The sequence below is a fragment of the Capsulimonas corticalis genome (assembly GCF_003574315.2).
Classification (GTDB): Bacteria; Armatimonadota; Armatimonadia; order Armatimonadales; family Capsulimonadaceae; genus Capsulimonas; species Capsulimonas corticalis.
The window spans coordinates 487,719-512,186 of sequence record NZ_AP025739.1 but is presented as its reverse complement, the minus strand read 5'-3'; the positions used below and the strand labels follow the sequence as shown (position 1 = coordinate 512,186).

19 protein-coding genes are annotated in these 24,468 nt (G+C 61.0%); 9 read left to right on the top strand and 10 right to left on the bottom strand.

Annotated features, from left to right (window positions below; translation table 11 throughout):
• Window positions 1–99 precede the first annotated feature (99 nt).
• Together D5261_RS02295 and D5261_RS02290 are read left to right on the top strand one after the other, a co-directional pair.
• A complete protein-coding gene (locus tag D5261_RS02295; protein WP_119323856.1) occupies window positions 100–696 on the top strand; it encodes an RNA polymerase sigma factor in 597 nt (198 codons plus the stop codon).
• On the top strand, window positions 693–3,860 hold the full coding sequence (locus tag D5261_RS02290; RefSeq protein WP_165864517.1) for a hypothetical protein: 3,168 nt from the start codon (window positions 693–695) through the stop codon (window positions 3,858–3,860). Before D5261_RS02295 ends, D5261_RS02290 begins: the two co-directional genes overlap by 4 nt.
• Before the next feature lie 81 nt (window positions 3,861–3,941).
• On the opposite strand, the gene D5261_RS02285 is transcribed toward D5261_RS02290, so the two are convergent.
• Window positions 3,942–6,413 (bottom strand): protease pro-enzyme activation domain-containing protein, encoded by a 2,472-nt coding sequence (locus D5261_RS02285; protein ID WP_165864518.1) that lies wholly within the window; start codon window positions 6,411–6,413, stop codon window positions 3,942–3,944.
• 279 nt (window positions 6,414–6,692) lie between these two features.
• Between D5261_RS02285 and D5261_RS02280 the strand changes: the two genes are divergently transcribed.
• Together D5261_RS02280 and D5261_RS02275 are read left to right on the top strand one after the other, a co-directional pair.
• Entirely contained in the window at window positions 6,693–8,723 is a 2,031-nt protein-coding gene (locus D5261_RS02280; protein ID WP_125206242.1) for a DUF6785 family protein, read from the top strand.
• 14 nt (window positions 8,724–8,737) lie between these two features.
• Window positions 8,738–9,400: a hypothetical protein gene (locus D5261_RS02275; RefSeq protein ID WP_125206243.1), complete on the top strand. Its 663-nt coding sequence runs from the start codon at window positions 8,738–8,740 to the stop codon at window positions 9,398–9,400.
• A 105-nt stretch (window positions 9,401–9,505) separates the two neighbouring features.
• On the opposite strand, the gene D5261_RS02270 is transcribed toward D5261_RS02275, so the two are convergent.
• Window positions 9,506–10,258, bottom strand: a complete 753-nt coding sequence (locus D5261_RS02270; protein WP_119323861.1) for an SDR family NAD(P)-dependent oxidoreductase — start codon at window positions 10,256–10,258, stop codon at window positions 9,506–9,508.
• A 178-nt stretch (window positions 10,259–10,436) separates the two neighbouring features.
• Between D5261_RS02270 and D5261_RS02265 the strand changes: the two genes are divergently transcribed.
• The 3 genes from D5261_RS02265 to D5261_RS02255 all read left to right on the top strand — a co-directional run bounded on the left by D5261_RS02265 (window position 10,437) and on the right by D5261_RS02255 (window position 11,804).
• Entirely contained in the window at window positions 10,437–11,048 is a 612-nt protein-coding gene (locus D5261_RS02265) for a TetR/AcrR family transcriptional regulator (RefSeq protein WP_119323862.1), read from the top strand.
• 61 nt (window positions 11,049–11,109) lie between these two features.
• Entirely contained in the window at window positions 11,110–11,391 is a 282-nt protein-coding gene (locus tag D5261_RS02260) for a type II toxin-antitoxin system Phd/YefM family antitoxin (RefSeq protein WP_119323863.1), read from the top strand.
• Window positions 11,391–11,804: a type II toxin-antitoxin system VapC family toxin gene (locus tag D5261_RS02255; RefSeq protein ID WP_119323864.1), complete on the top strand. Its 414-nt coding sequence runs from the start codon at window positions 11,391–11,393 to the stop codon at window positions 11,802–11,804. The genes D5261_RS02260 and D5261_RS02255 overlap by 1 nt, the downstream gene beginning before the upstream one ends.
• On the opposite strand, the gene D5261_RS02250 is transcribed toward D5261_RS02255, so the two are convergent.
• The 6 genes from D5261_RS02250 to D5261_RS02225 are packed head-to-tail and all read right to left on the bottom strand — an operon-like array spanning window position 11,805 to window position 17,082.
• Complete coding sequence (locus tag D5261_RS02250) at window positions 11,805–13,151, bottom strand: ATP-binding protein (RefSeq protein WP_119323865.1); 1,347 nt, start codon at window positions 13,149–13,151, stop codon at window positions 11,805–11,807.
• Window positions 13,148–14,170: an ATP-binding SpoIIE family protein phosphatase gene (locus D5261_RS02245; protein ID WP_119323866.1), complete on the bottom strand. Its 1,023-nt coding sequence runs from the start codon at window positions 14,168–14,170 to the stop codon at window positions 13,148–13,150. Before D5261_RS02245 ends, D5261_RS02250 begins: the two co-directional genes overlap by 4 nt.
• Window positions 14,171–14,201: 31 nt before the next feature.
• Window positions 14,202–14,606: an anti-sigma regulatory factor gene (locus D5261_RS02240; protein WP_119323867.1), complete on the bottom strand. Its 405-nt coding sequence runs from the start codon at window positions 14,604–14,606 to the stop codon at window positions 14,202–14,204.
• Window positions 14,587–14,985, bottom strand: coding sequence for an STAS domain-containing protein (locus tag D5261_RS02235; protein ID WP_119323868.1), 399 nt, complete (start codon window positions 14,983–14,985; stop codon window positions 14,587–14,589). The genes D5261_RS02240 and D5261_RS02235 overlap by 20 nt, the downstream gene beginning before the upstream one ends.
• Window positions 14,986–14,995: 10 nt before the next feature.
• Window positions 14,996–15,871, bottom strand: a complete 876-nt coding sequence (locus D5261_RS02230; RefSeq protein WP_218025720.1) for an STAS domain-containing protein — start codon at window positions 15,869–15,871, stop codon at window positions 14,996–14,998.
• 56 nt (window positions 15,872–15,927) lie between these two features.
• Window positions 15,928–17,082 carry a PP2C family protein-serine/threonine phosphatase gene (locus D5261_RS02225; protein WP_119323869.1) on the bottom strand — a complete coding sequence of 385 codons (1,155 nt, stop codon included), beginning with the start codon at window positions 17,080–17,082 and terminating at the stop codon, window positions 15,928–15,930.
• Between the two features lie 463 nt (window positions 17,083–17,545).
• Between D5261_RS02225 and D5261_RS02220 the strand changes: the two genes are divergently transcribed.
• Together D5261_RS02220 and pepF are read left to right on the top strand one after the other, a co-directional pair.
• Window positions 17,546–18,520 carry an SMP-30/gluconolactonase/LRE family protein gene (locus D5261_RS02220; protein WP_119323871.1) on the top strand — a complete coding sequence of 325 codons (975 nt, stop codon included), beginning with the start codon at window positions 17,546–17,548 and terminating at the stop codon, window positions 18,518–18,520.
• Between the two features lie 322 nt (window positions 18,521–18,842).
• A complete protein-coding gene (gene pepF, locus D5261_RS02215; RefSeq protein ID WP_119323872.1) occupies window positions 18,843–20,660 on the top strand; it encodes an oligoendopeptidase F in 1,818 nt (605 codons plus the stop codon).
• Between the two features lie 224 nt (window positions 20,661–20,884).
• Here the strand turns inward: pepF and D5261_RS02210 are convergent, their stop codons facing one another.
• Window positions 20,885–23,614, bottom strand: coding sequence for a glycoside hydrolase family 78 protein (locus D5261_RS02210; RefSeq protein WP_245992638.1), 2,730 nt, complete (start codon window positions 23,612–23,614; stop codon window positions 20,885–20,887).
• A 65-nt stretch (window positions 23,615–23,679) separates the two neighbouring features.
• Window positions 23,680–24,426, bottom strand: coding sequence for a DUF1559 family PulG-like putative transporter (locus D5261_RS02205; protein ID WP_119323874.1), 747 nt, complete (start codon window positions 24,424–24,426; stop codon window positions 23,680–23,682).
• Window positions 24,427–24,468 lie beyond the last annotated feature (42 nt).

Below are 24,468 nucleotides of genomic sequence, written 5' to 3'. Positions count from 1 at the left end.
CCATTGGATAGGCCCTTTGCTTTTCGCCTGGATCCCAATTTTCTCCCGCGTTGAACCCGCACTCGTCCGCCGGTGTCTTTGGTACTGTGAGTGAACCCGATGACCAACAGTGACGACAAATTGATGGAGCGCATTCAGGAGCGGGATGAGGCGGCGTTCGATCAAATCGTCCAGCGCTATCAAGACGCCCTGCGCCGGCATCTGCTGCGCACCGTCCGGGATGAAGACGCCGCCGGGGATCTTCTTCAGGAGGTATTCCTGCGGATTTGGACCCGGGCGGACCAGTGGGACGGGCGCGGGGGCGTCAAGCCATGGCTGTTTCGGATGGCGACGAACCTTGCCCTCAATCAGCTCCGATCGGTACGCCGCCGCCGCGAGACGACGCTCGAACCGCCGCCCACAGCCGACGACGACCGGGGTCGGCCCGCCGACTGGGTGGCGGACGCCGCCGAAACGCCCGATGAGGCGGTGCAGCGCGCGGAGAGCGTTCGGCGTCTTTACGGAATGGTCGATCAGTTGTCCGAGGAGAAGCGTGAGGTCTGGACGCTGGTGTATGAGGACGAGATGGGGATGGCGGGAGCGGCGGAAAAGCTCGGCATCCCGACCGGAACGGTCAAATCACGGCTCTATCACGCGCGTCAGCAGCTGGCTCGGGAATGGAATGAGTTGGTGAAGGAATGGGAGGACATCGAATGATCCAGATGACGGAAACGACATGGCACCAAGAGTCTTATGACCGCTTCCTCCAGGAAAGACTTCCCGAATTGCTTTCCGAGCGTCTTCCGCTCGCGGGATACTCAGCGGAGTTTCCCTCGGAGACGACCGCGCGGGTCACGGTTTCCGTGCTCGGGTCAGGCAGCGAGATCTCGGCGACCTTTGATGGACTCCATCGCCCCGATCGAGAAGGGATGCTCTGGCTTGGCGGCGACAACGGCTCGGCGCTCGGCGGCCCGGCCTGGGCGCATCCGCGGATCGTGCTGCCTTACGCCGATCAGGAAGACCTGGAGGCGGCCAATATCAAGTGCATTGGCGAGCATCTTTACGACTATGTCGAAGCGCGTCTGGGCGAAGCGCCCGCGGGATTGTCCTGGGACGAAGCGCTTCTGCGCTCCTGGCTTCCGATCGACACGTGGTTCGATTCGTTTTACCACGATCCTCCCACATCGCTTTCGTCCGTCTACGCGCAGTGGCTGGACAAAACGAACTGGCTTGCGCGTAAGATCCACGCGCGCCGGCTCGTGATCCCAAGCGCCACTGGCGCTCTCACCTTCGCGAACATCGGCCGTGTCAGTCCGCTGGAGACTCCTGAAGGGGGAAACGTCAATAAGATCTGCTCTGTGGCGATGGGGGCGGTGATCCGAGACGGCAAGCTCGTGATTGTGGACGATTCTCCGGAAGCGGGCTTCGGGCTGCCCGCGATGATGATTCCATTTATCGAGCACAGCGCCGACGCCCGGCTGATCATGAGCTGCAATATGATGCGCCAATGGCTGCCGACGGCAAAGCCGGAGCCGGCCATCGTGCAGACGGGGTACGAGCCGGATACTCCCGGTTTTTGGTGCGGACGGAGCCTGCTGACGGCGTATGCGCCCTGGGGGGCGGATACGTTTGAAGACGCCGTTGTGATCAGTGAATCGTGCGCCCGCCGTTTTTCCACGGAACCCGCTCCGACTCAGTCTTACCGAGAGGCGTATACGCCGCTTCAAGCCGGGGACCGCCTCTCGAACCGGCATGGGGCAAAGTGTACGGTGAGCCGCATTCTGCCGGACGACGAGATGCCGCATCTGAATGGCGCGCCCGTCGATCTGGTCTACTCGCCCTCCGGCGTCATCACGCGGCTCAACCTGGGGCAGCTATGGGAAGCCGCCGCCGGACGCATCGCGCATCTTACCGGAGAACCGTTTCTCGCGCCGCCGTTTCGCGGGCCGTCCCAGGAAGATCTGCGCGCCCTGCTGAAGGATTTGGGATTACCCGAAGACGGTCTGGATCTCTTAACACTCGGCAAGGACGGCCCCGCGCTGGACAGGACGAGCTGCGTGGGTTGGGTCTACTGGGGGCGTCTGGATTTTGAAGCGATTACGAAGATTTCTTATACCACGGGGGCCGGTGGGGGAGCTGGGAGTGATGCGGATGGGACAGCGTATTCCGGTCAAACCCTGCGCCACTTGGAATACGCGGCGCTGCGCGAGATCGGCGCGTACGAGACCATCCGGGAACTGTATCAGACGCGCTCCACGCGAAACCCGGAAGTGTCCACGCTGGCGGCGCGCATCGCTCAGGGCCCGGTCGAACAGTCGCCGTCTCCCTCGCCCGCATTTGCAAATCTCACCTCGCGCCTGGCCGCCGCCGGGATCAAAGCCGAGCGGGTGGACGCCGGAATCGAATTTGCATTGCAGTCTCCCGACGGCGGTTTGGAGCTTGCGCGGCCCGTGGCGCATCCCTGGCTTCGCGGGACATACGTCGCATCAATCGGCGTTCGTACGGATGTCGCGGAATATGAGGCCGTCGTCAAGGTGAACGCGCAGGTGGAGCGTCTGATACGCTCCGGCGCTCCGGAGACGCTGGTCCGGAAAGGCGTCGCGGCGCTCGAAACAAACGTGGGCTCCTACTTCGAAGCGCTGGTCAGTCCGGAGGATCTGCGCTGGAGCGAAAGCGTCGTCTTCAGCGGCCGTGCCGTGCTGTCTCCAGATCACGCTCTGGCGCTCGATCAGATCTCACTGCCGGACGAGATGGCCTGGGCGCTGTTCGCCCCCATGCTGATGCGTGACTATCCTCACCCGGACGCGATCGTTCAGAGAACGCCCGAAGCGGCGAGGGCGCTCGATGCTCTGATGGAGCGTTCGTGGGTGCTGCTTTCGTCACCGACGCTTTATTCCCAGCCGGAGCATGTGCATACGCCGCTGCTGGCGCTGCGTCCACGGCGGGACCAGGGAAGCGTCATTCGGATTCCCGCAGCGATCACATCGCTGATGAATGCGGATTTCGACGGAGATTTGGGGGCGGTGTTCCTTCCGGTCACGGAGGCGGGGCAGCGCGAAGCCGGCGCTCTGCTGACGCTGAACGCCTTTCTGGCGCGCAACCCTCGTCTGCTGGAGAATGTGCGTCCGTCTCAGGACGCGCACTGGGGCCTCGCCCAGCTCAGCCTTAGCGATAATGGCCGCGCGGAGCTGATCGCTCTGGGGATCGATCCGCCGCCGGCTGGACTGCTGACAAAGGGAGAGGTGACGAACGCCTTAATGCGTATCTTCGAGCGCGAGGGTCTCTTGGCGGCGATTGGCGCCGCCGAGCGTCTGCGCCGGCGAGGCTTCGAGGCGGCGAAACGGTCCGGGTGGTCCATCGGGCCGTTTCTCGGGCGCACGCTGGATCTGCCGCCGAAGCCCGGCGTCGGGGAGTGGCTTGAGAAATGGCCTCGATACGCCGAGGAGCTGACGGATATGCTCACGCGTCAGGAGACCTTCGAGGATAACGATCTCGACCCCGCGCGGCTTTCCATCATGAGCGGCGCGCGCGGCGTGATCCGGCTGCTGCTTTACTACGTCATCGGGTGGGGAAGCGTGAAGGATATCCACGGTGACACGGCCGTCATTCGCCGCGGATTGGTCGAGGGGCTGACCCCGCAGGAGTCGACGCTTCTGGCGCTGGGATTGCGGCAATCCTGGTATCGGGAAGTGCGGCGAGAGATGACCCTGGACGCCCCGCAGCCGGTTTCGATCGGCGGCCGTCATGTGCTGGCGCGCGCGATGCGCGCTCAGTATCCAGGAGCGGTCTTCGCCCGCGCGGCGGCCGCCGGAGAAACCGATCCGCTCACGGAAACCGACAGTCGCCTGTTCGTTGGGCTGGAGCCTCGCCGGAGCGCGTGATGCATCCGCACGGAAATGTAGACAAAGCTTACCCGGCGGCGATTGTACGATCGCCGCCGGGTAAGCTTTGTCTTGCCGCTTTTATTGGACGTTGAGCGCGAAGTTGTCGACGTAGAAGGTTGTCGGCAGCGTGGCGTCCTGGCTGTCGTAAAGCCAAATCTGGATCGATTTGCCTTTGTACGCGGTCAGACTGTAACTCTTCGTCGAATACGACGATGATGCGCTCATGTTCGAGAAGTAGCCGAGATTTCCAAGGACGGCTCCCGTGGCGGCGTCCCGAACTTGAATGTAGACATAATCGTGGCGCACGGTGAGTGAGTCCGTCGTGGTGATCTTCAGGGCGAAGGAGAGTTTCGCTGAGATGGCGGTCGCCGGGATTGTCGCCTGCTGGTACAGGTAATCCGAGACATTGACAGTCCCGCAGATCGCCGCCTTCCATGCGCCGCTGTACGCCGCGTTGGGGCTGATGACGCCGCTGGAGGCGACCCATGGCGTTGAGGATGATCCGCTTTCAAATCCGGGATCGCCCAGGATCTGCACGAATGCGGTACTCGACGGCTTCGCGCTGACTTCCGCGGATTGGGCGCTTTCGCCTCCGCCGCTCACGGCGGTCACTTTGTAGTAGTAAGTGGTTCCGTTAGTCAGCCCCGTGTCGGCAATCGAGGGAGACGTCACGCCGGTTTTGACGGCGGTCGTCGCTTCTGCGCCCGCTTTTGTCCCACGGTAGATGTTGTAGCTGGTCGCGCCGCTGACAGCGGACCAGGACAGGAAGATCTGCGTGCTGCCGGCGGCGGCCGTCACGCCCGTCGGAGATTTCGGGGGCGTGGGGTTAGTGACAACGGGAAGCGGCGCAAGGTCGCTGAGCAGGTTGATTCCATTGAAGGAGCCAAGCCCGGTCGCCAGGTCGTATTTCGTGACCGCCGGGTAAAACAGGTTCGTTCCGGTGGTGGAATCGTGGAAGTCCGTCGCGTAGCTGGCGGTTTTGGCAAGGTTGTAAAGCGCGGGGTTGGCGAAGCCCAGGGGGGACAGCCCCGCCGTGGCGCGCTGCTCGTTGACGAGCGCGGCGAACGCCGACCACACCGGCGCCGCGCAGCTCGTGCCGCCGAAGATGTACCAGCCGCCTTTGAAGAAGATCGAGTAGCCTGTGGAGGTATCCCCGGCCAGCGCGACATCCGGTACGTTTCGCGAGATGAGAGAGCCCTGCGACGCCACCGAGATAAAGCCCGATTGATACGAAGGCAAAGGCCAGTAGGAGCTGAACCCGCCTCCGCTTCCGGAGCCAAGGCGGCTGCGTGATTTGTCGGCGGCGTTGGCCCAGGGCTTTTCCGAGACCCACGTTCCTCCGGCCTTCGTTGTCGCAAGCGTTGTGCCGCCGACCCCGGTGACGTAGGGCTGCGCCGCCGGGTCGTCGACGCTGAGCGTGGCGCCGTCGTCATAGGCGCCGTTGTCGCCCGATGCGGCGAACATCGTCTGCCCCTGCGCCGCCATCTGCTGGAAGATCGCGTTCTCGGAGTCGAGCACGTTGTAAGGAATATTCCCTTCGGGAGTTCCCCAGGACGTGCTGACGGAAGTGGCGAGATCGTCGTTGGCGATCTGATTGTAGCAGGCCAGGATGCCCGCCCCGGTATTGGGAGCTTGATAGACGACGATCTTGCTGGCTCCGGGAGCCAGCGCCATCTGAAGCTCGATATCCAGAGTCGCTTCGCCCGTGCCCCCCACATCGCCGGTCGGCCCCGTCAGGCCGCCGACATAAACATTCTGAATCGGGATATTCGGCAGGCCGTATTTGGTCTGGTACGACGTGATGTCGGTCGGGGAATAGCCGTCCAGCTGAAACAAGCCCAGCGTTTGCCCGGCGCCGGTCGGCGTGACGCCGGTCAGGCCGTACGCCGCGCGGATATCGTTGGGCGTCATGCCGGCGCCGGGGCCAGTGCCGATCTGATTGGGATTTTGCGCGATGTTGGCGGGCGTCACCAGGGAGTTGTGCGGCCGCCAGACCGTGGAGTTGTCGAGACCGACGATGTTGGCGATGACGCCTTGCATCGACGCCGGCAGGGAAGGTTCACGGTCCGGGGCGTAAAACGCATGCCCATTGGACCCGAGGTAGCGGTTGAGACGCACGGCAAACGCGTTTTCCGTCGCCTTCGCCGGAGCCGACACATCCAGCAGCAATCGGTTTGCATGCTGTTTGGTGATCGTGAAGCCGTTGGCGCGGGCGAACGAGATTGCGTTTTGATACTGCTCCGGCGTCGGAGAAAATCGCTGCGTGAATTCGCTGGGCTTAAGGTACTTCCCGTACAGAGGATCGGAGGGATCCTGGAGCCGATTGATCAAATCGGTAAGCTCCGCGGTGTTGCGGAGCGGCAGTGTCAAAGCGAGCGGAATCGGATCGCTATCCGGGACCTGATCGACCGCTTGCGCGTTTGCAAGGGCGGCAACGGGAAGGTGGCCGGCCAGAGTAATCCTGGCTTGAGCGGCGTCTGCCGGATGGGATATTACACATAGCGCGGCGATCGCGCCGGCGATTTGGCGTGCAAATGCTCGGATTTTCACAGGTATCACTTCCTTCGGCGAGAGATTCTTACGATTGAGGTTGAAAAGAGCTGACAGAAGGTTGGAAGATGATACTGCGGCTTCTGCTCTGATATTAAAGCTTGGCGCCCATACATACAATAACATGGATTCCGGCAAATTTTCGAATCTGAATGCAAAAATTTTATATTTATTTTTTCTTAATATTGTGATTACTTGCTTCATTATTTCTGTTTTTCGTATTACTAAGTATGTTTGCTTGCACGGAGCTTCGCCCGGTGGCAGGAGTTCGGAGCGAGCGTGTCTAACTTCCATGACATGAATAAGAACGAGGCGGAGGCGCCGGGCGAAGGCGCTCCGGCGGTGGCGGCGGACTCGGGATCGCAGGGGTATCGAAGCGTGACGCTTCGGGCCGTTCTGATCGGATTGGCGTTATTGCCAGTCAACGCCTTTTGGCTGATTTTGATGGAGCGCGTTCGTTACTCCGCGCATCCGACAACCGTATCGCTGTTCTTCAACACGGTATTTATATTGGTTTTTTTGGTCGGGATCAATAGTGCTGTGGCGCGTTTCCTGGGAAAAAAGTGGGCGCTGCGTCAGGGAGAGCTGCTGCTGATCTACGCCATGGTGAATATAGGCTCCTGTATGGCGAGCCACGATTTCATCCAGGTGCTGATCCCATCGCTGAGCTGGCCGTTCTCGCAGGCGACCGCGGCCAACAACTACCAGCTGCTGCTCTGGCCGCACTTGCCGCGATGGGCGATGATGGCCGACAGCGGCGCCGCCAAGGGATTTTGGGAGGGAAACGACAGCCTTTACACGCCGCAGCACCTGCACGCCTGGCTTCTTCCCATGGTTGTGTGGACGACCTTCGTGGTCGTGCTGCTCTTCGTGATGCAGTGTGTCAACGTGCTGATCCGAAAGCAGTGGGCGGACAACGAGCGTCTGGGTTTCCCGCTGACCAAGATTCCGCTGGAGCTTACCGACGCCCAGCCGGGCGGGCGCGGCCAATCGGGCGTTCCGCTGATCCGGCAGAAGCTGTTCCTTCTGGGCTTCGCCATCGCGGCCGCCATGGACGGGACCAACTCCCTCAACTATTACTTTCCGGCGATCCCCGCGCTTGGGCCCGGCGCCGGACAGAGTTACTGGGACCTCGCGCAGTACTTCACGCAGCAGCCCTGGAAGGCGATGGGATGGACGCCGCTCGCGTTCTACCCATTCCTGATCGGCCTGGGAATGCTGATGCCGCTCGACTTCCTGTTCTCCGTTTGGTTTTTCTATATCTTTTGGAAAATGCAGTCGGTGCTGGTGGTCGCCAACGCCTGGGATTCCGATTCGCGGATGCCCTACGCCAACTATCAGGCGTTCGGCGCTTATATGCTGTTCTGCGTTTCGACGCTTTGGGTGAGCCGCCGTTACTTCGTTCAAGTCGCGCGCCGCGCGCTCGGCCGCCCTTCCGATCTTGACGACTCGGACGAGCCGATGCGGTACCGCACGGCCTTTCTGGGGATCGGTCTTGGCCTGGCGGCGCTGATCGGGTTCGCGGTCACCCTGGGACTCGCCTGGTGGCTGGCGATCCTCTTCTTCGTCATCTACCTGGCGCTGGCGCTCGCCATCACCCGGATGCGCGCGGAGCTGGGCACGCCGGTCCACGACCTGCACTTCACGGGACCGGACTGGACGCTTACGGACCTGCTCGGCCCGCGCGCGATCGGCGCGCAGGGCCTGGGCGTTTTCAGTCTGTTCTACTGGTTCAATCGCGCCTATCGCAGTCATCCGATGCCGTTTCAGCTCGAAGCCTTCTCAATGGCCGATCAGACCTCCGCGCGCCGGGAAACCCGCCGCTGGTTCTGGGTCTTGCTGCTCGCCGGCGGCGTCGGGATGATCTGCGCGTTTTGGGCAATGCTGCACTGCTACTACTATTACGGCGGCACGGCGAAAATCTACGGAACCTTCGGCCCGGAGGCATGGGACCGCTACTCGACATGGCTGCGGGCGCCCGCCGCGCCGAACCTCCGCGTCAGCGGCGCCATGATCGTCGGCTTCCTCTTCGCCGGATTCCTCCAATTCATGCGCATCCGGTTCTGGTGGTGGCCCTTCCACCCACTCGCCTACGCCGTCACGGGCTCCTGGGAAATGAACCTCATGTGGTTCCCGCTCTTCCTCGCCTGGCTCTGCAAATCCCTTCTCATCCGCTTCGGGACCGTCCGCGCCTACCAGGCGTCGCTGCCATTTTTCTATGGGTTAATTCTGGGACAGTTCATCCCAGGGGCGATCCTGAACATCTGGGGGATTATCACTCGAATACCCGTCTATCAGTTCTGGCAGTAGGAGTATCGCCTTCGATGAAAAGCCTCCTCCATATCTCCGTAATCACTCTATTGCTGAGCGTAGCCGGAGCGTGCGTCCCCGTTTCAAGCAATCATATCACTTCGCGCTTGTATCGAGGCGTCGTGTTAACTTCCAAGGAAGTTTTGCAGGCGCCACATCAATGCGATCTATATGACTATCGTGTGACATGGTGCAGAGCTTATCCAAATGACATTTCCGGAGATCAGTTGACCATTGAGGGAGGTGGAAAGCCGTATCGCATTTTCCTCGACAGCCGAGAGATCATGAGCGTTTCGGAATGGCGCGCCCCGTTAGACAATACGGAGAGTCCGGATGACATTGAAACGAAGGGCGTTTTGGTATGCTGTGGATTTAACGCAGGAGCTTCGCGCGAGTATATGATTTTTGCTCAATTTCCAGGCAATCAGTGGAAGCGCGTGCTTGATGTTCACTGCGCCCACTCAAACGACAAACATCGTCCGGAATTTGTCGATTTGGATGGTGACACAATTCCCGAAGTTGTCGTAACGCCCGATTATTGGCCGATTTACAGCGACGTGGGCATGAAGGCCGGCGCACAGAAGATGACATCGCAGATCTGGAAGTGGTCGACTTCGCGAAAGACCTATATTCTGAAGACAACGAGGCCGTATTTGCAGCGTTTGAGACCGTTGTGATGGAACTGCTGATCCTTATACGCAGGCTTCGGAGAAGGCATTTCAGGCGTGGACGGCGTTATGGGCGCATCCACGCCTGAGTTCTGCGGCAAAGCATTGTTGCGCCTACATCGTCTGTCCGCCGGAGACGATGATCTGCTGGCCGTTGACCCAGTAGGAGTCGTCGGACGCCAGGAAGACGGCGACGCGGCCGATGTCTTCCGGCGCGCCGATGCGGCCGAGCGGGGTGGTGTTCAGAGCGAAGTCATGGAATTCGCCGTCGGTAAAGCCGGCGGTCGTCGTTCCCTCGGTTTCGACGAGCCCGGGATTGAGGGCGTTGACTCGAATCTTGCGCGCTCCCAGTTCCTTGGAAAGCGAGACGGTGATGGAATCGACCGCGCCTTTGGTGCCGGAGTAAATCGAGCCGTAGGCGGGAGACATCTTGCCGACGGCGGAGCCGATGTTGATGACGGAGCCGCCCGCAGAGCCAAAGAGGGGAAGCGCGGCCTGGGTGGAAAGCAGCAGCCCGAGCACGTTGAGGCCGAACTGACGCTGGAAATCTTCAGGAGTGATCTGCTCCAAAGGCCCAAACCCGTAGACGCCGGCGTTGTTAACGAGAATATCGAGCTTCTGATATTTCTCTTCGATCGCGGCGAACACGCGCGAAATATCCTCCGGCTTCGAGAAGTCTCCCTGAATGGCGAAAGCCGCTCCGCCGGCGGCGGCGATCTCGGCGACGGTCTTGTCCGCGCCGGACTGGCTGGTGGCGTAATTGACGACTACTGTCGCGCCCTCGGCGGCGAGGTGTTTGGCGATGGATGCGCCGATGCCTTTGGACGCCCCGGTCACAAGGGCGATTTTGCCTGTAAGCTTACTCATCTATGTGTCTCCTTAATCTTCTCTTTTAATAATGTCGTTTGACATTATTAATATTATGATGTAGACTATCATCATTGTCAAGCGTTCCCAAAAGTTTTTCATGATGACCATCATTGTTGCTGGCGGTCCATTGTCAGCGGTGCGTTTGATGGGAGGCGAGGGGAGGGAAAGAGACGTTATGAAAGTCACCAAGGAGCAGGCGGCGCAGAACCGACAGGCGATTATCGATGCGGCTGCGAGGATGTTTCGAGAGCAGGGGATCGACGGCGTCGGCTTAAACGATCTGATGAAGGCGGCCGGCTTCACGCATGGCGGTTTCTACAATCATTTTGCGTCTAAGGAGGCGCTGGTGGCGGAGGTTTGCGATTCGGCGTTCAGCCAGGCTGTCGCCGGTCTCAATAAAGTGTACGACGCCGATCCGGACGGCTCTCTGAAGGTCTTTCAGAAAAATCTCGAAGAATACTTGTCCGCCGATCACCGGGATAACCCCGCGTGCGGATGCCCTGCCGCGGCGCTGGTGGTGGACACCGCGCGGCAAGGCGACGCGGTGCAGTGCGCCTACGCCAAAGGGATTGAAGGATTCGTGACGATCTTTGAGAAGCAGCTCACACGCGAGATGATCGAAGACGGTGCCGATCCCGAAACGGTAACCGCCGCCGTCCGCGAGCGCGCCATCAGCACCCTCAGCAGCATGATCGGCTCCCTCGTGCTCTCCCGCGCCATCGCCCACGCCGCCCCTGCGCTCTCCGATGAGATTTTATCCGTGGGGCGCAAACGGCTGACGGAGTAGATAGCTAATTCTGTCGATATTGTCTAATTCTCGGTATAATTATAAGAGCTTAGAAGGGGAAATGACGATGCCGACGATGTCCGCCACGGATGTGAAAAATCGGATTGGCGATCTCTGGAACGCTGCGGATATCGAGCCGGTAACGGTGGAGCGTAACGGTTCACCACGTTACGTCGTCGCGTCGGTGGATAAATATGTCGCAATCCCGCGCGAGGAATATGACCGTTTGCGTGGGCTCAAGGCCCCTCCGCGCCTTGGTTTTGCCAAAGCGCTCTTTGCGGGAGTTGATACGGACGCTTTGCTGGAGGTAGATCTCACGGAAGCAATGCGAGACTATCTGTAGTGAGATATCTTTTCGATACCTGCACGCTGTTATGGTTTGCTAACGGTGAAAGTGAGAAACTATCGCTGGCGGCTTTGTCCCTGATCAATACTTCTGGTAATGAAGCGGTCGTCAGTGTTGTCTCATTCTGGGAGCTTGCGATGAAGACTTCCGTCGGAAAGCTCTCGTTCCCAGGAGGAAGTGTCTCTATCCTGTCAACTCTTTGCGTTCGGGAAGGTATTCAGATACAGCCATTAACAGTAGAGTGCATCCAGCAATTCTTACTGCTTCCTCCCGCCCATCCCGATCCCTTTGATCGCTTGCTTGCCGCAATCAGCATCCTAGGAAATGAAACAACCAAGCCGCTCGTTGTTCTGTCGCCCGATACTTCATTCGACGCTTACGCGCCCTGGGGCGTTACCCGCGTGTGGTAGCTAACCCGGCTCGCTATACGTCCTCGGGATTGTGGCGGTGAATGTGGAGCCGACGCCGGGGGCGCTTTCGAGGGTGACGTCGCCGCCGAGGAGGCGGGCGAGTTTTCGGGAGAGGGGGAGGCCGAGGCCGGTGCCTTTGACTTTGCGCTGGAGGGCGCCTTCGACCTGGCTGAACTCTTCGAAGACGCGGTCCTGGTCTTCGGGGGCGATGCCGACGCCGGTGTCGGAGACGGTGAAGGAAATGAGGTCGCCCGGGTCGACTTCGCAGCGGACGCGGATTTCGCCGGTCTCGGTGAATTTGAGGGCGTTGGAGATCAGGTTGCGCAGGATCTGAGAGACTTTGCCTTCGTCGGTGTGCAGGCTGGGAATGTCGGGGCAGTCCTCGAAGACCAGGGCGACGCCGCCAGGGATGACGAGCGGGCGGAACATGCCGCGCAGGGCGGCGAACGTATCGGCGACGGTGAAGGCGTTGGCGCGGATCTCGGTTTTTCCCGATTCGATCTTCGCCAGGTCCAGCAGGTCGTTGACCATCTCCATGAGAGTCTGCGCGGACTTATGGATGAACGTGACTTGCTTTTCTTGTTCGGTTGTCAGATCGCCGTCCAACCGGTCCAGCAGAAATTGCGACAGGCCGACAATAGAGCCGAGCGGCGTGCGGAACTCGTGCGTCACATTGGACAGGAATGCGGACTTGAGTTCTGACGCCTCCTGAAGCGAATCGGCTTTGTCGTCGAGTTCGGCGTAAAGCTGGATGACGCCTTTGTTGGTCTCGTCCAGCTCCGTGTTGAGCCGAAGCAGCTCGGTTTCTCGCTCCCGCACCTGCTCCATCGCCAGCAGCAGCTCTTGATTCTGGCGGCGCACTTCGTCGAACGGCGTGACGGGCGCGACGCGCGTGAGCTCTTCCGAGATCTCGCGCAGCCGCTGCGCGGTCACGGCCGGCGCATTGCCCGGCAGCCGCTTTTCCATCGACACGCGCACGCCCTGGCCCGGCCTTGTCTCGACATCGCAGCGATCCATCAGGCGCCGGGCGCCGATCAGTCCCATTCCCATCCCCGTGGACGACTGGTACCGGCCGTCCCAGATGTCCTGGAGGCGGCTGATCCCCGGCCCGCGATCTTCAATACGGATCTCCAGCGTCGCGGGCGCCTTCACCGCGACGGCGAACTCGGCGTGGCCGCCGCCGCCATATTGGTAAGCGTTGCGCGCGATCTCCGAAACGGCGGTCGCGATGCGTGTCTGATCCTGACCGTCGAACCCGAGCAGGGCGGCGATGTGGCGCGCGCGCTGCCGGGTATGCACGACGTCCTGCTCGTATTTAATCTCCAGGGTCATCAGACGGCTTCTCATTGCGTGGCGCGTTCCTTCCAGCGGGCGACAAGCACGGTCACATCGTCGCGGCGGCGGTTGAAGTCCCGGTACAGGACGCCGGCGATCAGGGAAGGATGGCGTGAGGCGAGGCCGGGATACTTATCCAGCGTCCATTGTGACTGAAGGCCGTCGGACGCCATCACCAGCAGGGCCGTGCGCGGCCATGGATAGGTAAACTCATTCAGCGTCCGCATCGTCTGGCCGACCGTGCCGTTGTGCGACACCAGACTGCGCGTGCCTTCGGGCGTCAGCAGCGTGCTGCTGATATTTCCGACGCCCACGTAGCGCAGAATCCCATCCTCGGGCGCGATTTGTCCAACGGCGACGACCGAGCCGCGCGTGCTGCGCAGCGCCAGATGCGCGGCTTCGATGATGCGCTTGGAGTCCGATGTCTCGGCAACCGCGTCGAAGACGCGGACCGCTTCGCGCGAGGCTTCGGCCGCGACCGGGCCGTGCCCCAAACCATCGGCGACGAACAGGCTGCACCGCTGCGGAGACTGGCTCGACGACCACGCGTCGCCGCACTCGGTTTCGCCGGGCTTGGGGACGCATACGACGCCGATCTCCAGCGGCGCGCCGGGCTGGACAAAGGATGTCGGGCGATCCCAGATCCGCGACAGGATGGCTGTGCCCGCGCCGCTTTGCGTATAGATATCGAAGGTGGAGGACAAACGGACCACCGCGCCCAGGCCGTTGCCGGGGGTGCCGGCCGTCGAGTAACCGTCCGCGAGACTCTGGGCGACGTTGCTGATTCCCGGGCCGCGATCGAGGGAGAGGATCTCAATGCCGGCGGCGTCGCCTTCGCGCAGCTCCCGGAAGACGATTTCGCCGGTTTGGGCGTGCTTGAGAATATTGGTCGCCAGCTCCGTGACGATCAGAGCGACGCGGCCGCGTGTTTCCTCATTGAATCCGAGGGAGTGCGTGAGTGAGGCGACGCGCCTGCGCGCTTCGCCGACTAAGGTGGCGTCTGTGATTTCCAGAGCCGTGGATGTGTTCATAAGGATATGACAATTTCTCAAATTCCGTAACTTATTTCCAGCGCGTGATTCGAACCGTCGTGCCGGCGCCGACCTGGGATTCGATCTCAAACTCGCTGGAGAGGCGTTTGGATCCGCTCAGCCCCATGCCCATACCGCCGCCGGAGGTGTAGCCGTCGGTCAGGGCGAGCGCGATGTCGGCGATGCCGGGGCCCTGGTCCGTGAAGGTCAGGCGCAGGCCGGCGCGTATCCCTTCGGACAGCGCTTCGATCAGCAGGTCGCCTCCGCCGCCGTACTCCAGCGTGTTACGGGCGAGCTCGCTGGCGGCCGTAACAATCTTTGTCTGATCCACCAGACGCATGCCGATGTCGACAGACCAGACGCGGACTGCCTGGCGGACATGGACGATGTCCGCCTGGGTGCGGATCGGCATCGTCTCACTCTTCCGGACTGCCATCGCCGCTCTCTTCCTCCCCGAATAACGTCTGCGTCGTTCTGAGGATTCCCATGCCTTTTTCCACGTTCAGCGCGGTGCGGACGCCCGGAAGGGAGAGGCCCAGCTCCACCAGCGTAATCGCGACAGCCGGCTGCATGCCGACGACGACGGTATCGGCGTCGAGCACTCGGGACATCGCCGAGATATTCCCCAGCATTCGCCCAATGAACGAGTCGACAATATCCAGCGCCGAGATATCGATCAGCACGCCGCTTGCGCCGCTTTGCACGATTTTCGTGGTCAGATCGTCCTGAAGGGTCATTGCGAGGCGGTCGTGCATGTCCACTTGGATCGTCACGAGCAAGAAAGAGCCCATTTGCAAGATTGGGATGCGTTCCAAAAACGTCTCCTTACGACTTGAACTGAGCGACTTTGCCGACCGTCATTCCGCGCCGCTGCAGCGCGAGCGCGAAGGCCGACGCGAGCGTCGCCTTCGTCGTGACGTCCGTCAGCTCCACGCCAAGGTGCACGATGGTCTGCGCGATCTGCGGCCGGATGCCGCTGATGATGCACTCGGCGCCCATCAGCCGCGCCGCCGCGACGGTCTTGAGCAGGTGCTGCGAGACCAGGGTGTCTACCGTGGGGACACCCGTGATATCGATAATCGCCGTTTCCGATCCCGTGTCCACGATCGCCTGGAGCAAGTTTTCCATCACGATCTGGGTCCGGGCGCTATCCAGCGTCCCGATGATCGGAAGGGCGACAATTCCCTGCCAGAGCTGCACGACCGGCGTGGAAAGCTCCATCATCTCCTCTTGATGCCGGGCAATAATCTCCTCGCGCGACTTCATGTACGATTCCGTCGTCAGAAGGCCCAGCTTGTCCAGCAGCTTCGTGACCGTCCAGATATCGGCGAGCAGGCTGTTCGAATCGTCCCCATGCGCGCGCTGCAATGCGGAGAACAGGGGCTGCTTGAACGAGAAGACGAATGTCGCCACTTCGGTGGGAGTGAACCCGAGCCGAGCCCGCGTCCGCGACAGCTCGGTAATCAAGTCCCGCACGCCGGACCAGGCCGGCGCCTGGATATTGCTGAAATCTCCGGATTGGGCGGCCTGACGCAGCAGCGCGACGAATTCGCGTCCCTGTTCCTGAAGCTCCGTCGCCGGGATCAGGTCGGGGCGGGCGGCTCCGGATTGGCGCTGTTCGGCGAGCCATTCCTGTAAGAGTTCGCTCTCGTGGTTGTTGAGGATTTCGGTGATGCGGCTTGCGCCCGCCGGTATTGTCACAGTGTTGCTCCTAAATTCAGATCGATCATTGTCATTTTAAAGTCCGTGGGTTGGATTTAGACTCGGCGAGCGATCAGCAGGCATACGTCGTCTTGAAACTTGCCGCCCGTGAAGGCGCGCGCCTCTTCGACGATTGCCTCGCCATACTGCTTGGTCTTGGGCGAATGCTGGAAACGCTCGGCAAGCTCGATAAAGCCTTCATAATCCAGAAAGTCTCCATTGCGCCGGGCTTCGGTAATCCCATCCGTTGTAATTAGAATGGTGTCGCCAATCTCCAACATCTTCGTCTGCACCGAATATTCGACCCCGGCGTATACGCCCAGCGGCAGGCCGCCGACCGTCATCGATTCCGAGACGCCGCCGCCGCTCAAAAGCAGGGGAGGCTCCGCGCCCGCCGAGGCGAACCGCACTTCGCCGGCCGTCAGATCCACCACCGCGACGGCCAGCGCCACCACCAGCTCCAGTCCATAGCCGTGTGTGTGATAAGAGTGGCACAGGAAATCATTGAGGCGGGAAAGGGCCAGGTCGGGCTGCGGCGTTTCATGCAGGATCGCGCGCAGCGCATATTTCACTTCCGCAGTATGCGCGGCGGCCGCCAGTCCCTTGCCGGACGCATCGCCCACCGCCAGCGCCACCTTGCCGCCGGGCAGCGCGAAGGTGTCGAAGAAGTCGCCCGCGATGCTTGCTTCTTCCCAGGCGGGATGGTAAAACGTGGAGACGTCGAGGCCGGGATAGGTGTCGCTGGGAACCGTGAGAAGCAGGGCGCGCTGGAGGGTTTCGGCAATTCGGCGCTCGCGCTCGTAAAGCGCCTTGGCATTGTTCTCCGCCGTGCGCATACGCAGCAGGGCGCGCACGGTGGAGGCCAGTTCCTGCTGATGCACGGGGTGAGTAAGATACGCGTCCGCCCCGCGGTCCAGTCCCTCGCTGCGGTCGCCGCTTTTGGTGTAATGGGCCGACAGGTGGAGCACGGGAATGGAGTTCGTTTCGGGGTCCGCCTTGAGGATCTGGCAGACTTCAAAGCCGCTGATATCCGGAAGCTTGACATCGAGCACGATCAGGTCTGGTTGATCCTGAGCCATGCGCAGCGCCTCCGTCCCGTTCTCCGCTTCGATGACGTTAAAACCTTCCGCGCGAAGCATGCGGGTAACAATATATCGCTTTTGCTCGTTGTCGTCCACATTGAGGACGGTCATTGGATTAGAATCGGGCATGACGGGTCTTTCCGCCGCATGGGTGACTCATCGGACTACCTGCGGGGAAAGCAGCGGAACGACGCGGTAAGCGGCTTCCTGGATTATACACTCGCCTATCGATCCACGGCAAGCAACCAGGCCAATATCATTGGATTACTATTCCCCAATTTTTCGTTTCTTATTCCTGTCGCGATTGCAAATTATTTGGCCGTATTTATTTGAGACAAATAAGAGATCGCGGTTCGTTAAAATTCGCGTGTTCTGGTCACTCTGGTTTTGGTTTTGCCACGTTTCGATAACCATGATCTCTGAATAATGCGCAATTTTAAGATTTCTAATCGCCATATTTCTGAATTGACAATCGCCATGTTTCGTGATATAATACATTCATATTCGCGCAAACAAACGGTGTTTGCAAAGCGTAGCGGGAGCCCAATGCGGCCCTCGCTTTTTTTATTGCGCCCCTCGGAGGTCCTCCACAATGCACTTTGGTTTCGCCGCGCTGTTCTCTGTCGGCGCGCTCCTTGCGTACGCGTCCCAGGCGAATTCAGAGAAAAACTCCGGTCCCACTCCCCCCAAGCAGCGCGTTCTCGCCAGGGGCCTGAAGTTTCCGGAAGGACCGGCGCTTTCATCGGACGGGCAGTATCTCTACTGTGTTAACTGCGAGTCGTCGGCCATCTCCCGGATCGACTTGAAGCGCGGTAAGTTCGATGCTGCGTGGGCGACCCTCCCGGACGGCGGCAAGGGCAATGGGGCGACGATGGGCGTCGACGGCTTCCTGTATGTCGCCGATCACGCGGCGAAGCGCATCGTGCGCATCAACACGGCCTCGAAGCAGATCACCACCATTGTAGATAAGAATGAGGCTGGCGGCGCCCTGCGCGGCCCGAACGATCTTGTGTTCGACGGCAAGGGCGGCCTGTACTTCACCGACCCCGCCGGCTCGTGGGAGGAGCCCGTCGGCGCCGTCTACTACGCCGCGCCGGGGACGCGCCAGGTCACGAAGATCGCGGACGGCCTGCGCTTCCCGAACGGGATCGCGCTGTCGCCGGACGGCCTGACTCTCTATGTCGTCATCTCGCCCGAGCACACGATCCTCGCGTTCGACATCACCGCCAGCGGCGTCGTCGCGCCGGAAAGCCGGCGCGTGTTCACCACCGTCAGCGAGAAGAACGGCGGCGACGGCATGCGCTTCAGCAAGGACGGCTTCCTGTACGTCGCCGTCTTCGGCGATGGCCTCGTCGTCAAAATCGATCCCTCCGGGCAGATCGTGGACCGGTACCCCGTCAACGCCGGCAAGAACATCACCAATCTGTGCTTCTCCAAGGACGGCAAATCGATTTACGTGACGGAGACGCAAAGCAACACCGTCGTTCAGATCCCATTCCCACGCACAAAGTCCACGCCGCCGACCGAGCCGACTTATATTCCCCCGAGGGGCAAGGCGACGGATTAGATTGCTTTTGGCGCACCCTTCGGGGAACCTACCCCCGGCGCTTCGGCCGACCCCGGGCAAACCCACCCCGGCGCTTCGCGTCACCCCTCCCGCCGACGGGAAGGGTGATTTCAGAGTGTGTTATCGCAGGCGGCTTTCGTCAGAGGCAATCCTACAAACCCTTCCCGTCGGCGGGAGGGGTGGCGCGAAGCGCCGGGGTGGGTTGGCCACGCGAAGCGCCGGGGGTGGGCTTGCCCCCCTGTGACATTGTTTTGACGGATCCATGCTAAAATCCCCACGTAATCGCAACGCTGGGGATTTTTGAATTTTAAGGAGCCGCATTATGAGCCAGACATTGCCTCGTCGTCAGGACGTCCCGCTGGAGCGCCAGTGGGCGGTGGAAAGTGTGTTCGCGTCCCGGGAAGAGTGGGAGGCGGCGTTCGCCGCCGTGGACGCCAAGATCCCTGGGCTGGCGCGTTTTGAGGGACGGATCGGGGAATCGGGGGCGCTGCTGCTGCAGGCGACGGAGGAGATCGAGGCGGTGTCGCAGGCGCTGGAGCCGGTGTGGCTTTATGCGGGGATGCTTGCGGCGGGCGACGCGGGGGATCAGGAGGCGCAGGCGCTGACCAGTCGGGCGCGGGAGCTCCATACTCGATTTAGCACGGCGGTCGCGTTCTACGATCCCGACTTTCTAGCGATTTCCGCCGAGGCCCTCGCAACGTTTCAGGCCGACGAGCCGAAGCTGGATCTGTATCGACATCGGTTTGACACGCTGGCGCTGACCAAACCGCATGTGCGGTCGTCCGAAGTCGAGGGAGTTCTGGCGCAGGTGGGCGAGATCTCCGCCGGGCCGCACGCCGCGCATAGCGCGCTGATCGACGCCGACTTGAAGTTCGCTGACGCCGTCACGCCGTCCGGAGAGCGCCTGACAGTCGCGCAGGGCTCGGTGGCCTCGCTTGTGCAGCACGCCGACCGCGCCGTGCGCAAAGCCGCCTGGGAATCGTACGCCGATGGATATCTCGGCATGAAGAACACGCTGGCGGCGTGCTTGACGACCTCCGGGAAATCCCAGATCTTCAAAGTCCGGACGCGCGGTTATGAGAACGTCCTGCACTCACGCATTCTCACCGACGCCATCCCGCGCGTCGTCGTGGACAACCTGCTCGCCGCCGTGAAAGAGAACCTGCCCGTCTGGCATCGCTATTGGAATGTGCTGCGCAAGGGACTGGGAGTGGAGAAGCTGCACGGTTACGATGTCCCCCTTTACGAAAGCCCGGCGACGCTGACCAAAAACCGCTCGCCGCTGCCGTTCGCGCAGGCCGTGGAGATCATCTGCGACGGCATGGCGCGGCTCGGCGAACGCTATCTCGGCCCGATGCGCCGGGGGCTTCTCGAAGATCGATGGGTGGACGCGTGGCCGAATGTCGGCAAGGGCAGCGGCGCGTTCTCCTCGGGAACGTATGGAACGCGCCCGTTTATCATGATGAACTACGACGACGATTTCCTTTCCCTGAGCACGCTGGCGCACGAGTTAGGCCACTCGATGCACTCATATTTGAGCTGGGAAAAACAGCCGTATGTGTACGCCGACTATTCGCTGTTCGCCGCCGAAACGGCGTCGAATTTCAATCAGGCGATGGTGCGCGCGCATCTCCTCAAGACGGTCACCGACCGCAATATCCGCCTGCAAGTGCTGGAGGAAGCGATCAGCAACTTCCATCGTTATCTGTTCGTGATGCCGACGCTGGCCGCCTTCGAGCTGGATTTCTACACCCGCCTCGAAACCCGCCAGCCCGTCACGGCGGACAGCATGTCCGCCAAGATCGTTGCGCTGTTCCGCGAAGGCTACGGCGACGCCGTGGAGCTGGATGAGCCGCGCCTCGGGATCACCTGGGCGCAGTTCGGCCATCTTTACAGCGCCTACTACGTGTATCAATACGCGACCGGCATCTCGGCGGCGAACGCCCTCGCCCAGCAAGTCCTCGCCGAAGGCCAGCCCGCCGCCGACCGCTATCTGGCGTTCCTGGAAGCCGGCGGTTCGCTCTATCCGCTGGACGCCTTAAAACTCGCCGGGATCGATATGACCTCGCCCGCGCCGATCACAGCGGCGTTCGGGGTTCTGTCGGGAATGATCGATGAGATGGAGGCGTTGGTGGGGTAAGGTTTCGCGTACCGGGCAATGAATTACCCGGCTGGGGGCGCTTCGCGCCGACCGTCCGTGCCGGACGGAAAAATAAGAAATGCTAGCGAAATTATCTTCCGTCCGGCACGGTGGGCGCCCTTTGGGCACTAGTTGCGAAGCAACCCCCAGCCCCGTAATTTATTGTGGGGTCGGGAAAAACTACCGCAATGAGCCCAGAATAGGGAGAGGCGAGTCGGATCTCGTCAATAGAGAGCCGTGAACGTGTAATGCCCGGATTCGATCTGGTAGACGCCGACTCCGTCTTCGTTTCTCAAGAACTGAACGCCTTTCGCTTTGGAAACGGCTTTTCCATTTTCCCTCACGGATGCCCGATCACGCGTCGGCAGGTAGACGGTCGCGGTCGTATTGGGCGGGATCGTGACGTCCAGTGTGAGCGTGGCTCCATCTCGTTTCCAGGCGCTGATAATTCGTCCTTGGACGGAATCATAGCTGGCTCGTGTTGAAGTGATGTCTCCGACGATTGCCGGCTTGATCACGATCTTCTGAAACCCTGGGGCGTTTGGGTCGAACTGGATGCCTGCCAGGCCTCCGTAGAACCATTCGTTGATCTGGCCGAGCATGAAGTGATTTTGCGACGAACTGGGGAGGGCGTCCCAGGCTTCGGTGAGGCTTGTCGCGCCCATCTTGAGCTGGTAGCCGTAGCCTGGCTTGTCTGACTGATTGTTCATTGCGAAGATCACGTCGGAACGTCCGCCTTCCTGCAATGCTTTCAGCAAATAACGATACCCAACATCGCCCGCCGTGACGGCGTTTCCATGGCGTTGAACATCGCTGACGAGCGCCTCGACGAGCGATGGACGCGCGGCGGCGGGCGCCAGGCCCATCACGAGCGGAATCGCGTTGGCGGTCTGGGAGCCGGTCGCATACTGCCCGGTCTCAGCGTTCCAGAACTTGGCGTTGAACGCCGCTTTGATCTGTTCGGCGAGAGCATCGTATCGCGTCGTGTCCTCCGTGTGCCCCAGCATCTGGGCGGCGCGGGCGACAATCACGGCGTCCTGATAATAAAACGCGGTGGCGGTCAGCCCGTTAGGCGTCAACTGCGAGTAGCCCGGCGGATTGGGACCAATGTCATACCAATCGCCAAGGCCATATTCGAGGAGATGCCCTTTGGCCTTGCCGGTCAGATAATCGAGGTAGCGCCGCATCACGTCATAGCGGCGCCGGAGCAGGGCGGAGTCGCCGGTAAACTCATACTGCTGCCATGGAACCAGTATGGACGCGCTGCCCCACTCCGGAGAATCGCGGAAGTCGCCGCCGAAGACCGGATACTCCGGCGCGATGCTCGGGATCAGCCCCTCGGGAGTCTGCGAATCGGCCATGTCGCTTTCGATCTTGCCGAAGAGCTGGTTCAAATCGAAGTTGTAGCGCAGGGACGGTCCGTTGAGATGGTCTTCCTCCAGCCAGCCCAGTCGCTCTCGGTGGGGACAATCCGTCATGACGCTGACCATGTTGCTCCGCTGGGCCCATCGGACCAGGGTGTGGATGCGGTTAAACAGATCGTTGGAGCAATGAAACTCGCCGATGGAGGGAGAAGCGGAACCGATCACCACGCCGCTCAAGGAGTGGATGACCGGCGGCGCGGCTCCGCCCGGGCTGCTGACCTCCACCTGAAGGTAGCGGCATCCATGATAGTAGAACTTGGAGAAATAACTCTCCGCGCCATTTCCCGCCAGCGTGTATTTCCAGTAAGCAGGAGCGTCGCCCACCGACGCGCGGTCCACCGATCCATCTTTATGGATGAGTTCGGCGGGAATGATTTGAACGGTTGATCCCGCCGGGCCGGTGACGGTGACGCGCGGCATGATCGACGCGTTCTGCCCAAGGTCGTAAACGGCGACGCCTGGCCGTAATTGTTTGACGGCGACCGGCGTGAACGCCTCAAATGTCCGAATCGGCGGGGCGGCGGCGCTCATTCCGCGCAACTCTCCGCCGGGACCGGAGAGGATCGCCGCGCGCTCCCATCGATCGTCGTTAAAGCGAGGACTGCTCCAGCCAATGGGCAGAAGCCGGGCGTCGTAATCTTCCCCTCCATAGACGGAGGAAAACGTGATGGGGCCGGGAGCCGTGCGCCAGGCGCCGTTGCTGTCGATTGTCTGCACGGAGCCGTCGGCGTACTCCAGGCGCATCCGGCAGATCGCCTTTTGCGGGCCAAACGATCGGGTGAACTTTGTGTAGCGTCCGCCATGGACATTGTACATCCCGTTGCCCAGCAGAAGCCCGATGGCGTTGGGGCCTGGGCGCAACAGAGATGTGATATCCCGAGTGTCGTAGAGACATGTTTTGTCGTACTTGCTCCAGCCCGGCGCAAGCACATCGTCGCCCGCCTTCACGCTGTTGACCGACATCTCGTACTGGCCCAGCCCGCACACGAACGCCAGCGCGCGCGTCAGGCGCGGCTTTACCAGGAACTGCCGCCGCAGAAGCAGCGAATCGGTGGCGGCTTCTGTTGTCGGGGGCGCGCCGATCCATCGGGCCGCGCCCCAATCCGCCAGGCTCAGGATGCCCATCGTCCAGCGTGCGGTCGGGCTCCAGGGCGAAGCGACGCCGTGTTGATCCCAGACGCGCACTTTCCAGGCAACGCCTTGCGCCGACTGCAATGGAGCTCCTGAGTATTCAATTTGCTGGGTTTGGGCGGAAAGAACCTTGCCGCTGTCCCAGACCTGTCTTTCCTGGGTCGTCGCAATCACCTGATACGCCGTCTGCCGCTGTTCACGGATCGCGCTTTCCAGTCCCCAGGAAAGCCGGGGTGTTGCGGTGTCTACCCCCATTGGAGATGAGGCGTATTCACAGCGTGGAGCAATGGGTTTCAACGGAGACATGGATTTTTGAGCGCCGCAGGCGGCGGGAAGGAAGTTGCCGAAGAGGCACAGGAATAATCCCGCGCCTCCTGCAAGTGGGCCGAAGAGTTTCATGTTATTCAAAGAAAGGTTTCCCAAACGACGCAATGAGAAAACAAAATGTTCAATTGCGTCGCGGTTTACATTCGGCTGAATGTCAAGGCGTAAGCGCCGTTGCCTGTGCCAGCGGCGGCGCCATACGTTCCGCCGGTCTCGGCGCCGGTTGCCGACGAATTATCCAGTCCTGGGCTGACCGCCGCGCCGCGCACCCATTTGACGTGGCCGTCCAGCGCCAGGAAGTTCGAGGCTTCGGTGTGGCGAGCCGGGCGCGACCATTTTGCGGAATTGGAGCCTCCCATGTATCCCGTCACCAGTTCGACGCCCCATCCCGGGCGGCCGAACGTCATGCAAATGGTGTCGTAATTGCTGTACGTCGTGGTTTTGAAGTCGATCGTATTGTTCACCTGCTCCGCCAGCAGTACGGTGGACGCCGGCGCATTGAACGACGGGATGGCGTTGCCCGGGGAGGTGATCACATTCTGATTGGCTGCATAGGAGAGAGGGGGATTCTGCGCGAATCCGGCGCTGCTCTTCGTGCTGTCGTCCGGGCAGGAGAACACTGCGATAGATTTCAGGTAAGGCATAATCGTCACGGGCCAGATGACCTGCGCGCCCGTCGATCCGCTGCGATACGGCAACATCTCATCATAGTCCTGCGTATACTGAAGGAAGCCCAGGCCTAGCTGTTTGAGGTTGGAGGCGCACGTGATTTGCCGAGCCTTCTCACGGGCTTTGGCGAAGACGGGGAAGAGAATGGCTGCGAGAATCGCAATTATTGCGATTACTACTAGTAATTCAATGAGAGTGAATCCAAAACGAGATTTCATTGTTAAGCTCCTTGAGTAATCATGAGAACGATAATCTTAGTA